The following is a 15,015-nucleotide window of genomic DNA, read 5'->3' as shown; positions in this document are numbered from 1 at the left end:
GTGAGGAGTATCGATCAGAAGTTGATCATGTGACCGGCGAGGCCGTGGAAGCCCTCCTGCAGCGCCTCCGACAGCGTCGGGTGGGTGTGCACGTTGCGGGCCAGCTCGAGAGCCGTCAGGTCCCACTTCTGGGCCAGCGTCAGCTCGGGGAGGAGCTCGGAGACGTCGGGGCCGATCATGTGGGCGCCGATGAGCTCGAGGTGCTCGGCATCAGCGATCAGCTTGACGAAGCCGACCGGCTCGCCCAGGCCATGTGCCTTGCCGTTCGCCATGAACGGGAAGGTCGCGACCTTGATCTCGCGCCCCTCGTCCTTGGCCTGCTGCTCCGTGAGACCGAACGACGCGACCTGCGGGGAGCAGAACGTCGCGCGCGGCATCATGCGGTAGTCGCCGAGCGTCTGGGTCTCGGCTCCGCCGATGGTCTCGGCGGCGACGACGCCCTGCGCCTCCGCCACGTGGGCGAGCTGCAGCTTGGCCGTCACATCGCCGATCGCGTAGATGCCGTCGACGTTGGTGCGCATGTGGTCATCGATGTCGATCGCGCCGCGCTCGGTCAGCTTCACGCCGGTGTTCTCGAGCCCGAAGCCCTCGACGTTCGGGGCGAAGCCGACCGACATGAGGACCTTGCCGGCTTCGATCGAGCTCTGCTGGCCGTCCTTGCCGGTGTAGGTGACGGTGACCGAGGAGCCGTTGTCGACGACCGACTCGACCTTGGTCGAGGTGAGGATGTCGACGCCGTAGTTCTTGTACTGCTTCGTGATCTCCTTCGACACGTCGGCGTCCTCGTTGGGGAGCGCACGGTCGAGGAACTCGATGATCGTGACCTTGACGCCGTAGTTCGTCAGGACGTACGCGAACTCCATGCCGATGGCGCCGGCGCCGACGATGACGATCGACTCGGGCAGCTCACGGGTCATGATCTGCTCTTCGTAGGTCACCACGTTCTCGCTGAGCGTGACGCCCGGGAGCAGGCGGACCTTGGAGCCGGTGGCGATGATGACGTTGTCGAAGGTGACCTCTTCGGTCGTGCCGTCGGCCTTGGCGACCGAGATCGCCTTGGGGCCGGTGAAGGTGCCGCGACCGTTGTACTCGGTCACCTTGTTCTTCTTCATGAGGAAGTGGATGCCCTTGACGCGGCCTTCGGCCACCTCGCGGCTGCGATCGAAGGCCTTGCCGAAGTCGATCGTGAACTCACCGGAGATTCCGAAGAAATCAGCCTTGTGATTCAGGGTGTGGGCGAGTTCCGCGTTCTTCAGGAGCGCCTTGGAGGGGATGCAGCCGACGTTGAGGCAGACACCGCCCCAGTACTTCTCCTCGATGATCGCGGTGGAGAGACCGAGCTGCGCGCTGCGAACCGCAGCGACGTATCCGCCAGGACCTGCACCAAGGATGACGACGTCGTAGTGTGGCATGCCTTAAGCCTATCGCTCGGACGAGGGGTCGGAATCGGTCCGGGGGCCTCCGCCGCGGCGGCTCATGACGATCCAGACGACCACGCCGGCGACGACGAGCACGGCGACGATCACGACCACCCAGATCCAGGCGGACCCGTCGGCAGAATCGCCGGATTCCGTCACGGTCGTGGCCGTGGGGGCGGGGGCTGCCGTCTGCTCGGCCGTCGGCGGCGTCGTGGTCGGCGCGGCGCTGGGTTCGGTCGTCGCGGCGCTTTCGTCGCCGACGGTGACGGTGAAGGAGTACTCGCCCGACGTGGGGTGCCCGTCGCTGGAGACGACCTTCCAGATCACGTGGTAGGCGCCGGCCGGCCCCGAGCCCGTCAAGGGCTGCGTGACGATCGCGCCGTCGACGGTCGCCGGACCATCGGTGATGGAGGCGCCGGACGGATCGGTCACGACGACCTCGGTGGCGCCTTCGCCGCCGATCAGCTTCGCGTTGAAGGTGAGCGTCAACGCGGCGGGAACGACCTCGAGTGACTCGTCTGCCGCCGGCGACGACGATACGAGTGCGTCGTGCGCAGAGGCGGAGAGAGGGGAGAGGAGCACGAGAAAGGCGGCGAGCAGGGTCGCGGCGAGGGCGATCGGGGCGGCCGAGCGGCTCAGAGCTTTGGTCTTCACGAGTACAGCCTATGAATCCTCGGTATGGGGCGGCTGAGTGTGGAAGCGGCCTCCCGCGACCGGCTCGGCATCCGTTAGTCTGGACAACCAGGAGGGCACAGTGACTGACAGCGACAGCCGACCGGCCGGAGAAGCCGCGATCCACCGTTCCGGTGAGCAGAGACACGACGTTACGCAGACGTTCGGGCACGATTCCGATCTGTCGTTCGTGCCGTTCGGAGTGGAACTCACCGACGTCGAGCAGTCGGCGATCGCCGCGCTGCCTGCGGGATCGGCGCTTCTGCTGGTCCGCTCCGGCGCTCTCGCCGGAGCCCGGTACCTCCTCGACACCGACGTGACGACCGTCGGCCGTCACCCCGAGGCCGACATCTTCTTCGACGACGTGACGGTCTCGCGCCGGCATGCGGAGATCACGCGCACGGGGTCGACGTTCGAGATCATCGACCAGCGTTCGCTCAACGGGACCTACGTCAATGGCGAGCGTGTCGATCGCAGCACCCTGGTGGACGGTTCCGAACTCCGCGTCGGCAAGTTCCGTCTGAACTTCTTCGCCTCTCCGCACGACCGCCCGGCGGCGAACGCCTGATGGGGGCCTCTCCTGCCCGCGAACGCTCTGCGTCCGCGGGTCTGTTGAGTATCGGTCAGGTGCTCGCAAGGCTCACCCCGGAGTTCCCCGACCTGACCTCCAGCAAACTGCGCTTCCTCGAGGTGCAGGGCATCGTCACGCCCTCTCGCACCGACTCCGGCTATCGCAAGTTCTCGGCGTCCGACATCGAGCGCCTCCGGCTCGGACTCACGCTGCAGCGTGATCACTACCTTCCTTTGAGCGTCATCCGCGAACAGCTCGACGACGTCGACGCCGGGGGAGACGCGACTGCTCTCGTGCCCCCGCCGTCGATCACCCCGGCGCCCCGCCGGTACCGCCGCGACGAGCTCCTCGCCGCGGCCGGAGCAGGCCCGCAGCTCCTCAACGACGCCATCAGCACCGGCGTCATCACCGCTCAGGAGAGCTACCCCGAGGCGACGGTGACACTGCTTCGCGGTCTCGTCGGCCTGGACCGCCACGGCATCGAGCCGCGGCACCTTCGTTCGCTGCGTCAGGGCGCCGAGCGCGAGGTCGCCCTCATCGAATCCGCCATGTCCGCGCTGCTCCGCCGGACCGATGCGGCCTCCCGAGCGAAAGCCAGCGAGCTCGCTCCCGAGCTCGCCACGCGCATCGACGAAGTGCGCTCGCTCTTCGTCAAGGATGCGCTCTCGCGCGTGCTTTCGTAACGAACTGATTGCGACACACCTTCGCCGCGGCACGGATGTGATTGCCGGTGCCCAGGCACTGCTCTACCGTGGAAGATAACCGTTCCAGGGAGGATTTCAGATGAATGCGGATGAGCTCACAGGCGACCCGCGGTTCGTACCCGAACTCCTCTTCACCGACGGCCTTCCGGCCATGGATGACGAGGTCGGCTACCGTGGTGCGGTCGCTGCTCGTGCCGCCGGCATCACCTATCGTCAGCTGGACTACTGGGCCCGCACCGAGCTGGTGGAGCCCACCGTCCGAGGCGCGAGCGGCTCGGGTTCGCAGCGTCTCTACGGCTTCCGCGACATCCTCGTCCTCAAGCTCGTGAAGAGTCTTCTCGACACCGGCATCTCGCTGCAGCAGATCCGCACCGCCGTCGAGGAACTCCGTCGCGCCGGCATCCGCGATCTCGCAGGCACCACGCTCATGAGCGACGGCGCCTCGGTCTACCTCTGCACATCGAACGACGAGGTCATCGACCTCGTCAGCCGCGGTCAGGGTGTCTTCGGAATCGCCGTCGGCAAGGTGCTCCGCGAGGTGGAGTCGACGCTCGTCGCCTTCGATGCCACCGCTCCGGACCCTGTCGACGAGCTGTCCGCTCGTCGCACCAAGCGTTCCGCCTGACGTCTCACGTCATACAGAAAACGGCCGTCCTCGAAGAGGGCGGCCGTTTCGCTGTGCGCGTCGGGAGGGTCAGCTCTGCTGACCGCTCTCGGGGACGGGGATGCGACCGGTGCGGATGATGCGGTCGAGCAACTGGTCGAAGTCGGCGGCGAGCTCCTGGGCGGAGTCTCCGGGCCAGATGTGCAGCGGCTTGGCGGCACCCTGAGCCTGCTGCAGAGACGTGCGCTCGGGCAGCTGAGGGGAGAGCACGAGCGGCCCGAACATGTCGCGCAGCTCCTTGATGCGGAACTGGTGCTCGATGGACTGGGGGCGCACGCGGTTCACCACGATGCCGAGCGGCTGGAGTCGGGGCGAGAGTCCGCGCCGGATCTCCTCGATCGCGCGGAGGGCGCGGTCGGCTGCGGCGACGGAGAAGAGGCCGGGTTCGGTGACGACCATGACACGGTCGCTCGCAGCCCACGCCGTGCGGGTCAGCGCGTTCAGGGACGGCGCGCAGTCGACGAGCACGAGGTCGTAGTCGGCTTCGACGGAGGCGAGGGCCTCTTCGAGCTTCCACACGTCGCGCACACTCGGGTGCGGACCGTCGAAGTTGATCGCGGAGGGGCTGCCGATGAGCACGTCGATCGTGCCCGGGTGCACCTTCGCCCAGCCGCTGGAGGTGATCGCCTGACGGACGACCTTCTCCTTCGGGTTCGCCAGGACGTCGGCGATGTTGAGTCGTCCGGCCACCTGGATGTCCATCCCGGTGGAGACGTCGGACTGCGGGTCGAGGTCGACGACGAGAGTCCGGACGCCTCGGGCGAAAGCCGCTGAGGCCAGCCCGAGTGTCACGGTCGTCTTGCCGACGCCTCCCTTGAGAGAGCTGACGCTGAGTACGTGCACGGAGACCACGTTACCTTCCCCTAGGCTGGGGGAACACTCAGCCCCGCCCCATGCGCATCGAAAACGCTGCGCATCGAGCTCCCAGAGGTGTGCATGTTCCAGAAGATCCTTGTGGCGAACCGCGGCGAGATCGCGATCCGTGCCTTCCGTGCGGCTGTCGAAGTGGGAGCGCGCACCGTCGCGGTGTTCCCGCATGAGGACCGCGGCTCCGTCCATCGGCTCAAGGCCGATGAAGCCTACGAGATCGGTGAGCGCGGGCATCCGGTGCGCGCGTACCTGAATGTCGACGAGATCATCCGCGTCGCACTCGAGTCGGGGGCGGACGCGATCTACCCCGGATACGGTTTCCTCTCCGAGAACCCGGAGCTCGCCGAGAAGGCGGCGGCGAACGGCATCGTGTTCATCGGTCCGCCATCGAACGTGCTCGAGATGGCCGGAAACAAGGTCGAGGCGAAACGCCATGCGATCGAAGCCGGTGTCCCGGTCCTCCGCTCCACCGAGGCATCCGATGACGTCGAGGCGCTGGTCGCCCAGGCGGAGGAGATCGGATTCCCGCTGTTCGCCAAGGCCGTGGCCGGTGGCGGAGGCCGCGGGATGCGTCGTGTCGAGACGGCCGGGGACCTCGCTCCCGCTCTGGCAGAAGCGATGCGAGAGGCCGAGAGTGCCTTCGGCGACGCCAGGATGTTCCTCGAGCAGGCGGTCGTGCGCCCGCGCCACATCGAGGTGCAGATCCTCGCCGACAAGACCGGCGAGACCGTGCACCTGTTCGAACGTGACTGCTCGGTGCAGCGGCGTCATCAGAAGGTCGTCGAGATCGCACCGGCGCCGAACCTCGACGACAGCGTGCGCACCGCTCTGCACGGGTACGCGGTCGCCTTCGCCCGCTCCATCGGGTACGAGAACGCCGGGACGGTCGAGTTCCTGCTCGAGACCGCGGGGGAGCGCACGGGAGAGGTCGTCTTCATCGAGATGAACCCGCGCATCCAGGTCGAGCACACGGTCACCGAAGAGGTGACCGACGTCGACCTGGTGCAGAGCCAGATGCGCATCGCCTCGGGCCAGACCCTCGCCGAACTGGGACTGCAGCAGGAGAACCTGCATCTGCGCGGTGCCGCACTGCAGTGCCGGATCACGACGGAGGACCCGACGCAGGGCTTCCGCCCCGATACCGGCAAGATCACGACCTACCGCTCTCCCGGGGGCGCCGGGATCCGTCTCGACGGCGGCACGGTCCATCAGGGCGCACAGATCAGCCCCCACTTCGACTCCATGCTGGCGAAGCTCACCTGCCGCGGACGCGACTTCCCCGCTGCCGTCGCTCGTGCCCGTCGAGCCCTCGCGGAGTTCCGCATCCGTGGCGTCTCGACCAACATCCCCTTTCTCCAGGCGCTTCTGGAGGACGACGCGTTCATCGCCGGCGACGTGAGCACGTCGTTCATCGACGAGCGGCCCGAGCTGCTTCGCGGTCGCGTCTCCAAGGACCGCGGCACGAAGCTCCTCAACTGGCTGGTCGACGTCACGGTGAACAAGCCCCACGGCGTGCACCCCGGTGTGGTGGACGCGGTCACCAAGCTTCCGTCGATCGATCTGACCTCTGAGCCGGTGCCGGGTTCGCGTCAGAAGCTCCTCGAGCTGGGGCCGGAGGGCTTCGCCCGCAACCTTCGTGCGCAGACGGCGCTGGCGATCACCGATACGACGTTCCGCGACGCGCACCAGTCGCTTCTGGCGACGCGTGTGCGCACGAAGGATCTCGTCGCTGCCGCACCGTATCTCGCGCGGCTCACTCCTGGACTCCTCTCGGTCGAGGCATGGGGCGGTGCGACCTACGACGTCGCGCTGCGCTTCCTGGGCGAAGACCCGTGGGAGCGCCTCGACAAGCTCCGTGCCGCTCTGCCCAACGTGGCGATCCAGATGCTCCTTCGTGGGCGGAACACCGTCGGCTACACGCCGTACCCGACGGCTGTGACCGAGGCATTCGTCGCGGAGGCCGCCGCCAGCGGCGTCGACATCTTCCGCATCTTCGACGCACTCAACGACGTGGAGCAGATGCGTCCGGCGATCGAGGCCGTCCGCAACACCGGGACCGCGATCGCCGAGGTCGCGCTCTGCTACACCGGCGACCTGCTCGACCCCGCGGAGGACCTCTACACCCTCGACTACTACCTGGGCCTTGCGGACCAGATCGTCGAGGCCGGCGCGCACATCATCGCGATCAAGGACATGGCGGGTCTGCTGCGTCCCGCCGCCGCTGCCGCACTCGTCACGGCGCTGCGCGAGCGCTTCGATCTGCCGGTCCATCTGCACACGCATGACACCCCCGGCGGTCAGCTCGCGACTCTCCTCGCCGCCAGCGCCGCCGGCGTGGATGCGGTGGACGCCGCGTCGGCGCCGCTGTCCGGAACCACGAGTCAGCCGTCCTTGTCGTCGCTGGTCGCGGCCCTCGCCCATACCGAACGCGACAGCGGCATCTCGCTCGACGCCGTCTCCGACCTCGAGCCGTACTGGGAGGCGGTGCGTCGCCAGTATGCGCCCTTCGAGTCCGGGCTTCCCGGTCCCACAGGCCGTGTGTACCACCACGAGATCCCGGGCGGTCAGCTGTCGAACCTCCGGCAGCAGGCCAAGGCGCTCGGCCTCGCCGACGACTTCGAGCTCATCGAGGACATGTACGCCGCGGCCGACCGTATCCTCGGCCGTGTGCCCAAGGTGACGCCGTCGTCGAAGGTCGTCGGCGATCTCGCCCTCCACCTCGCGGCGGTGAAGGCGGACCCTGCCGACTTCGAAGCCCATCCCGAGAAGTACGACGTCCCCGATTCGGTCGTGGGCTTCATGGCCGGCGAGCTCGGCGATCTTCCCGGAGGATGGCCGGAGCCGTTCCGCACCAAGGTCCTCGCCGGGCGCTCCGTGCGTACGGGGCTCACCGCGATCACTGCAGACGACGAGGCAGCCCTCGGTGGGACCAGCGCCGAACGGCGGACGCGACTCAACACGCTGCTGTTCCCTGCGCCCAGTGCGGAGTTCGCGGAGCGTCGCGAGCTGTTCGGCGACCTGTCGGTGCTCGACACGAGCGACTACCTGTACGGCCTCGTCGCCGGCCAGGAGCATCAGATCGAGATCGATCGCGGGGTGCGGTTGTACGTAGGGCTCGAAGCCATCGGCGACGCGGACGACAAGGGGATGCGCACCGTGATGACGACGCTGAACGGACAGCTCCGCCCGGTGTTCGTTCGGGACCGCTCCATCAAGGTCGATGCGATCGAGGTCGAGAAGGCCGATACCTCCGTTCCCGGTCAGGTGGCGGCTCCGTTCTCCGGCGTCGTCACTCTGAAGGCAGAGGTCGGAGCCGTCGTCCGGGCCGGCGAACCCGTCGCCTCCATCGAGGCGATGAAGATGGAGGCGGCCATCACCGCCCCCGTCGACGGCGTGGTCGAGCGCCACGCGATCGCCGAGACGCAGCAGGTGGACGCCGGAGATCTTTTGGTCGTGATCCGTCCGGCGCACTAATCTTGTGCGGGCGAGGGCCGCGCATGCGTGCGCACCCGAGGCTCGCGCAGGCTTGGAGCGACATCGTGACACCGAAGAACACCACCGACCCCGAGGAGAACTCGCTGGGGGTGCTCGACGAAGCCGCGTCTCTCGACACGGCCGGCATCGGCATCCTCGGCGGGACCGCTCAGGTCAGCGTGACCCTTCCCCGAAACGAGGAGGATGACCTCGCCGACGACGGCGTCGTCGACGGCGAGGTCATCGGCGACCTCGTGATCGATCAGGTGCCTGCCGTGGAGCAGAACCCGAAGTCCGGGACGAAGGGGAAGACGAAGACGCTGCCGAAATCGCAGACCCGTCCTGTGACCCCATCGGCGAACGCCGCCGCATCCGCGCCGGTCTCCGGATCGGCACCCGTCGTCGAACCGGCGGAGGAGCCGGCGGCCTCCTCGAACGTCGAGCCCACAGTCGGGTCGACCGTGGAACCTCCCGTCGTCACGGGCGTGATCGACGAGACGCCCGTGATCGACGAGGCGCCCGTCATCGATGAGGCACCCGGCACGGAACGGATCGTGATCGAGGTGACCGCACTCGATCCGGTGATCCCCGTCGACGATGTCGTCGTCGATGCGGTCGTCGTCGATGCGGTCGTCATCGATGAGCCGGACTCTGAGCCGGTCACCGACGATCTGGATTCCGCCGAGGGGCGGGCTGCAGAGGAAGCCGCGGCTGCCCGGTTCCTCTCCCAGGCTCGATCCGAGATCGAGACGACTCCTCCTGCACCGGCATCCGCCGTGCGGGCGTCCGCCGAGAAGGAGACCACCACCGTGTCCACCCCAGAAGAGAGGCCCGTCGTGGCGAAACCGGCTCGCCCGGCGGCCCGCACGGACGTGACGCTCACCTCGAAGCGCCTGGACGATCTGGGCGAGTCCTCGCGCGAGTCCGCCGATCTGCTCACCGCCGACCGGTTGCTCGACCCGCACCGGATCGCGAAGCCGGAGCCCGAGGGGGCATGGAGCCACTTCCTCTACGCCGTCTCCGGTCGTCGCATCAACATCGGCGACGGCCGTCGTGCGCGGGAGCGCAAGGCCCTCTCCGCGCGGATCGCCGCACCGCTCGCGGGGGGAGCGCGCTTCGTGCCCGTACTCTCCCGCAAGGGCGGGGTGGGCAAGACCACGATCACGGCGCTGCTGGGCATGGCGTTGGCCGACGCTCGGGAAGATCGCGTGATCGCCGTCGACGCCAACCCGGATCGCGGAACACTCGCCGAGCGCATCGTGCGTCCGCATCACCGCAAGTCCGTGCGCGACCTCGTCCGCATCCACGATGACGTCAAGGGATACCACGACATCTCCGCCATCGTGGCGCGCGACGCGACACGCCTCGACGTCCTCGCCTCCGATGCCGACCCGCGCATCGCCGAGGCCTTCAGCGACAGCGACTACCGTGACGTGGCCGGCGTGGCGGCGCACTACTACTCGCTCGTCCTCACCGATACGGGAACAGGGATCGTCCACTCGGTGATGTCGGCAACTCTCGATCTCGCCGACCAGGTCGTCATCGTCTCGGGGCTGAGCGTCGACGAGGCGCGCCTCGCATCCGAGACCCTCACGTGGCTCGAGACCAACGGGTATGCCGAGCAGGCGCGCGAGGCAATCGTGGTCCTCAACCAGTCCACGCCCGGGACGCCCCTCGTGCGGCTGAACGAGTTGCAGGCGCACTTCGCCACACGTGCACGGAGTGTCGTGCGGGTCCCCTACGACCCGCAGATCGCCGGGGGTGGCACGATCGTGTTCGCCAACCTTCTGCCCGAGACCCGCATCGCCGCCCGAGAACTCGCGGCATTGCTGGTCGAGGGCCTGCGGGCCAGGGCCGCCTGATNNCCCCCCCCCCCCCCCGCGGCGACGGGGGGGGGGGGGGGGGGGGGGCCCTGCGGGCCAGGGCCGCCTGATGGCCGTCCGTGAGATCCGCATCTTCGGCGACCCCGTCCTGCGTACGGTCTGCGCCCCGATCGAGGTGATCGACGACGGGGTCCGGGCACTCGTGGCCGACCTCGTCGACACCGTCGAGCTGCCGGGGCGCGCGGGAGTCGCGGCGCCGCAGATCGGCGTCGCTCTGCGTGCCTTCAGCTACAACATCGACGGCGACATCGGCTATGTGCTCAACCCGGTGCTCACCGAGGTGCGCGGTGAGCCGGAGCCGACGGGGGAGGGCTGTCTCTCAGTCCCGGGGCTCTGGCACGACGCGCAGCGCCATCCCTGGGCGCGCGTCGAGGGGATCGATCTCGACGGCGACCCCGTAGTGCTCGAGGGGGACGGCCTGCTCGCTCAGGCGCTGCAGCACGAGACCGATCACCTCGACGGCAAGCTCTTCCTGACCCGGCTCGATCCGGAGGTCCGCAAGGTCGCCATGCGCGAAGTGCGGGAGAGCTCCTGGTTCTGACGCCGGACAGATGAAGAAGGGCCCCGCGCGTGCGGGGCCCTTCTTCATCGGGGGGATCGGGTCAGCCGCCGATCGGGACATTCGTGGTCGCGACGGGCTCGTCGTAGATCGCGGCGATCTCGTCGGCGAAGTCGTTCATGATGATGTTCCGCTTGATCGAGAGCTTCGGGGTCAGGTGCCCCGAGGCCTCCGTCCACTCGGAGTCGAGGATCGTGAACTTCCGGATCGACTCGGCTCGCGAGACGCGCGCATTGGCGGCATCGACCGCGCGCTGCACTTCGGCCCGGACGGCCGCGTTCTTGGACGCGTCCACGAGCGACATGGTGGCCTCGAGGCCGTTGTTGGCGAGCCAGGTCGGAAGCATCTCGGGATCGAGCGTGACGAGCGCCGAGATGAACGGACGCTGGTCACCGACGACCACGACCTGACCGATGATCGGATTCGCGCGGATCGGGTCCTCGAGCGCGGCCGGAGCGACGTTCTTGCCGCCGGCCGTGACGATGATCTCCTTCTTGCGACCGGTGATCGTCAGGAAGCCCTCGGAGTCGAAACTGCCGATGTCGCCGGTGTGGAACCAGCCGCCCTCGCTGAAGGCCTCGGCCGTCGCCTCGGGGTTGTTCCAGTACTCCTTGAACACGTTGATGCCGCGCACCTCGATCTCGCCGTCGTCGGCGAGGCGGACGCCGACGCCGGGGAGGGCGGGGCCGACCGTCCCGATCTTCGACTTGTCCGCCAGATTCACCGTGGCGGGCGCGGTCGTCTCCGTCAGGCCGTAGCCCTCGAGGATCACCACACCGAGGCTGTGGAAGAAATGGCCGAGCCGCGAGCCGAGGGGAGCGGAGCCCGAGACGGCGTAGACGACATTGCCGCCCATGGCCTCCCGGAGCTTGCTGTAGACGAGCTTGTTGAACAGGGCGAACTTGAGCTTCATCCCGAACGGGATCGGCTTGCCCGCTTCGAGCAGCTTGGAGTGCTCGATGGCGACGTCGGCGGCGGCACGGAAGATCTTGCCCTTGCCACCGGCTTCGGCCTTCTGCTCCGCCGAGTTGTACACCTTCTCGAACACGCGGGGGACAGCGAGGAGGAACGTCGGTTTGAACGAGCCGAGCGCCGGAAGAAGCTGGCGCGTATCGGGCTGGTGACCCGTGCGCACTCCCGCGTGGACGTCGAGGATCGAGATGAACCGTGCGAACACATGGGCAGTCGTGATGAAGAGAAGGGTGGAGGCTCCCGGTGTCTGGACGACCTCGTCCAGAGCCTTGGCGGAGTTCCGGGAGAGCTCGACGAAATTGCTGTGCGTGAGCACGCACCCCTTCGGGCGCCCCGTGGAGCCGGAGGTGTAGATGAGCGTGGCGATGTCGGATCCGACCGCAAGGGAGCGCCGGCGTTCGATCTCGGCATCGGCCACGGAGGCGCCCTGGGCGGTCAGGGTGTCGATGGCGCCCAGGTGCAGCTGCCACACCTCGCGGATCAGCGGGAGGTCGCCACGGACCTCGTCGACGCGGGCGAAGTGCTCGGGCGACTCCACGATGAGCGCGATGGCACCGGAGTCCTCGAGGATCCACTGGATCTGAGAGGGCGAGCTGGTCTCGTAGATCGGCACCATCACGGCGCCGGCGTAGAACAGCGCGAAGTCGACGAGTGTCCATTCGTAGGTCGTGCGCGCCAGGAATCCGACCTTCTCGCCGGGCTGGATGCCGGCGGCGACGAAGCCCTTCGCGAGGGCGGTCACGGCCGTCTGGAAGTCGGCGGCCGAGATGTCTCGCCACCCCTCTCCCTCCGGAACCGAGAACAGCGCACGATCCGGAGTGGCTTCGACGCGCTTCACCAGCAGGTCGGCGACGTTCGCGTCGGGATCGGCGGGGACGATCGCGGGGACTTCAAACTGGACCACGGCAGCTCCTTCGGTACCGGTCGGGCACGGACTTGCCTCTGAGTCTAGGGCATGGAACCCAGTCGCGCCTCGGGTGGAACTGGGTCGCGTGGATGGTCGGAGTAAGGAGCCGACTCCACGGACGCCGGGCGCGGCGCTAGACTTCACCACGATGTTCTACTGGCTGATGAAGTACGTGGTGATCGGCCCCGTGGTCAAGGCGGTGTTCCGCCCCTGGATCGTCGGGCGCAACAACGTGCCCGCGAACGGTGCGGCGATCCTCGCGAGCAATCACCTCTCCTTCGCCGACTCCATCTTCCTTCCTCTGGTGATCGACCGGTCGATGTCTTTCCTCGCGAAGAGCGACTACTTCACGGGCCGCGGCCTCAAAGGCTGGGCCACGAAGTTCTTCATGAAGGCGACGGGACAGATCCCCATCGATCGATCGGGTGGCAAGGCTTCCGAGGCCTCGCTGAACACCGGACTCCAGGTGCTCGGCGGAGGCGACCTGCTCGGCATCTACCCCGAGGGCACCAGAAGCCCCGACGGAAAGCTGTATCGGGGTCGGACCGGCATCGCCAGGATGGCGCTCGAGGCGAAGGTCCCGGTGGTGCCGGTGATCATGGTCGACACCGATACGGCGATGCCGATCGGCAGGAGGCTACCCCGCATCGTGCGCGTCGGAATCGTGATCGGGGAGCCCCTCGACTTCTCGCGCTACGCGGGCATGGAGAACGATCGCTACATCCTGCGTTCGGTCACCGACGAGATCATGGTGGCCCTGCAGCGGCTCGGCGAGCAGAAGTACGAAGACGTCTACGCGTCGACCGTCAAGGACCGGCTCCCCACGCGCGTCACATAGGCCTCACGCGGATCTGGGTGGTACCCGCGACCACTAGGCTGGAACGCATGCTCCCGCACCACATCGAAGCCCTTGATGCATGGCGCTCGCTTCCCATCAAGCAGCAGCCGCAGTGGCCCGACGCGGACCGCGTCGCCGACGTCTCCCAGCAGATCGCGACCCTTCCGCCCCTGGTCTTCGCCGGCGAGGTCGACAACCTGCGTGACAGGCTCGCCCGTGCGGCGTCCGGCCAGGCGTTCCTCCTCCAGGGTGGTGACTGCGCCGAGACCTTCGCCGGGGCGACCGCCGAACAGATCCGCAACCGCATCAAGACGGTGCTGCAGATGGCTGTCGTGCTCACGTACGGCGCCTCGATGCCCATCGTCAAGATGGGCCGGATGGCGGGTCAGTTCGCGAAACCGCGCTCTAGCGACTCCGAGACCCGCGGTGACGTCACTCTGCCCGCCTACCGCGGTGACATCGTGAACGGCTACGACTTCACCGAGGGGTCCCGCACCGCCGACCCCGGTCGCTTGCTCCAGGGCTACCACACGGCGGCGTCGACCCTCAACCTGATCCGCGCGTTCACCCAGGGTGGTTTCGCCGATCTCCGCGAGGTGCACTCGTGGAACAAGGGCTTCGCGCAGAACCCTGCCAACCAGCGCTACGAGCGCATGGCCGCGGAGATCGACCGCGCGATCAAGTTCATGGAGGCTGCAGGAGCGGACTTCGATGAGCTCAAGCGCGTCGAGTTCTTCACGGGGCACGAGGGTCTGCTGATGGACTACGAGCGCCCGATGACGCGCATCGACTCGCGCACGGACACGCCGTACAACACCTCTGCGCACTTCCTGTGGATCGGAGAGCGCACGCGCGAGCTCGATGGCGCACACGTCGACTACTTCTCCAAGATCCGCAACCCCATCGGCGTGAAGCTCGGACCGACGACGTCGCCCGACACCGCGCTCGCGCTGATCGACAAGCTCGATCCCGAACGCGAGCCCGGACGCCTGACGTTCATCACCCGCATGGGTGCGGGCAAGATCCGTGACGCACTGCCGCCGTTGCTCGAGGCGGTCCGCGATTCCGGCGCGCAGCCGCTGTGGGTCACCGACCCGATGCACGGCAACGGCATCACCACGCCGACCGGCTACAAGACCCGTCGCTTCGACGACGTCGTCGACGAGGTGCGGGGCTTCTTCGAAGCGCACCGCGCGGTCGGCACCTTCCCCGGCGGCATCCACGTCGAGCTCACCGGCGACGACGTCACCGAGTGCCTCGGTGGGTCGGAGCAGATCGACGAGGCCGCGCTGGCCACGCGCTACGAGAGCCTGTGCGACCCGCGACTGAACCATATGCAGTCGCTGGAGCTCGCCTTCCTGGTGGCCGAGGAGCTCGAGAAGCGCTGAGACATAAGCGCTGAGACGCAGACGAGGAAGGCCGCCCCCCCGGAAGACGGGGAGGGCGGCCTTCTCGTTGCTCATGACGTCTCACGGACGTTCGC

The 15,015-nt window shown here is 67.8% G+C and carries 12 protein-coding genes; 8 read left to right on the top strand and 4 right to left on the bottom strand.

Annotation, left to right across the window (positions count from 1 at the left end; genetic code table 11):
* Positions 1-14: 14 nt before the first annotated feature.
* The gene (gene lpdA / locus B2869_RS17220; protein WP_029258369.1) at positions 15-1,412 is read right to left on the bottom strand and encodes a dihydrolipoyl dehydrogenase; all 1,398 of its coding nucleotides are present in this window, start codon (positions 1,410-1,412) and stop codon (positions 15-17) included.
* Positions 1,413-1,421: 9 nt separating this feature from the next.
* Positions 1,422-2,072, bottom strand: coding sequence for a copper resistance CopC family protein (locus B2869_RS17215; protein ID WP_292769225.1), 651 nt, complete (start codon positions 2,070-2,072; stop codon positions 1,422-1,424).
* 100 nt (positions 2,073-2,172) lie between these two features.
* Here B2869_RS17215 and B2869_RS17210 point away from each other — a divergent pair, with 100 nt between their 5' ends.
* From B2869_RS17210 to B2869_RS17200, 3 genes are all read left to right on the top strand, one after another.
* Positions 2,173-2,658, top strand: a complete 486-nt coding sequence (locus B2869_RS17210) for an FHA domain-containing protein (RefSeq protein ID WP_029258367.1) — start codon at positions 2,173-2,175, stop codon at positions 2,656-2,658.
* Complete coding sequence (locus B2869_RS17205) at positions 2,658-3,344, top strand: MerR family transcriptional regulator (RefSeq protein WP_292769222.1); 687 nt, start codon at positions 2,658-2,660, stop codon at positions 3,342-3,344. Before B2869_RS17210 ends, B2869_RS17205 begins: the two co-directional genes overlap by 1 nt.
* Before the next feature lie 100 nt (positions 3,345-3,444).
* Entirely contained in the window at positions 3,445-3,990 is a 546-nt protein-coding gene (locus B2869_RS17200; protein ID WP_021199318.1) for a MerR family transcriptional regulator, read from the top strand.
* Positions 3,991-4,059: 69 nt separating this feature from the next.
* Here the strand turns inward: B2869_RS17200 and B2869_RS17195 are convergent, their stop codons facing one another.
* A complete protein-coding gene (locus B2869_RS17195; RefSeq protein ID WP_029258366.1) occupies positions 4,060-4,872 on the bottom strand; it encodes a ParA family protein in 813 nt (270 codons plus the stop codon).
* 93 nt (positions 4,873-4,965) lie between these two features.
* Here B2869_RS17195 and B2869_RS17190 point away from each other — a divergent pair, with 93 nt between their 5' ends.
* The 3 genes from B2869_RS17190 (at position 4,966) to def (ending at position 10,797) form a co-directional block, all read left to right on the top strand.
* Positions 4,966-8,373 carry a pyruvate carboxylase gene (locus B2869_RS17190; protein ID WP_292769217.1) on the top strand — a complete coding sequence of 1,136 codons (3,408 nt, stop codon included), beginning with the start codon at positions 4,966-4,968 and terminating at the stop codon, positions 8,371-8,373.
* A 65-nt stretch (positions 8,374-8,438) separates the two neighbouring features.
* Entirely contained in the window at positions 8,439-10,235 is a 1,797-nt protein-coding gene (locus tag B2869_RS17185; protein ID WP_292769214.1) for a MinD/ParA family ATP-binding protein, read from the top strand.
* Positions 10,236-10,305: 70 nt separating this feature from the next.
* On the top strand, positions 10,306-10,797 hold the full coding sequence (def, locus tag B2869_RS17180; protein ID WP_292769211.1) for a peptide deformylase: 492 nt from the start codon (positions 10,306-10,308) through the stop codon (positions 10,795-10,797).
* Between the two features lie 61 nt (positions 10,798-10,858).
* Here the strand turns inward: def and B2869_RS17175 are convergent, their stop codons facing one another.
* Complete coding sequence (locus B2869_RS17175) at positions 10,859-12,691, bottom strand: AMP-dependent synthetase/ligase (protein ID WP_021199323.1); 1,833 nt, start codon at positions 12,689-12,691, stop codon at positions 10,859-10,861.
* Between the two features lie 151 nt (positions 12,692-12,842).
* Between B2869_RS17175 and B2869_RS17170 the strand changes: the two genes are divergently transcribed.
* Together B2869_RS17170 and B2869_RS17165 are read left to right on the top strand one after the other, a co-directional pair.
* Positions 12,843-13,532, top strand: coding sequence for a lysophospholipid acyltransferase family protein (locus B2869_RS17170; RefSeq protein WP_021199324.1), 690 nt, complete (start codon positions 12,843-12,845; stop codon positions 13,530-13,532).
* Positions 13,533-13,579: 47 nt separating this feature from the next.
* Positions 13,580-14,920, top strand: a complete 1,341-nt coding sequence (locus tag B2869_RS17165; RefSeq protein WP_017830214.1) for a class II 3-deoxy-7-phosphoheptulonate synthase — start codon at positions 13,580-13,582, stop codon at positions 14,918-14,920.
* Positions 14,921-15,015 lie beyond the last annotated feature (95 nt).

Origin of the sequence: Microbacterium sp. UBA3486 (assembly GCF_002377845.1) — a bacterium.
Classification (GTDB): Bacteria; Actinomycetota; Actinomycetes; order Actinomycetales; family Microbacteriaceae; genus Microbacterium; species Microbacterium maritypicum_A.
Note: the sequence above shows the minus strand (reverse complement) of the source record. Positions and strands in the feature narration are given on the sequence as shown.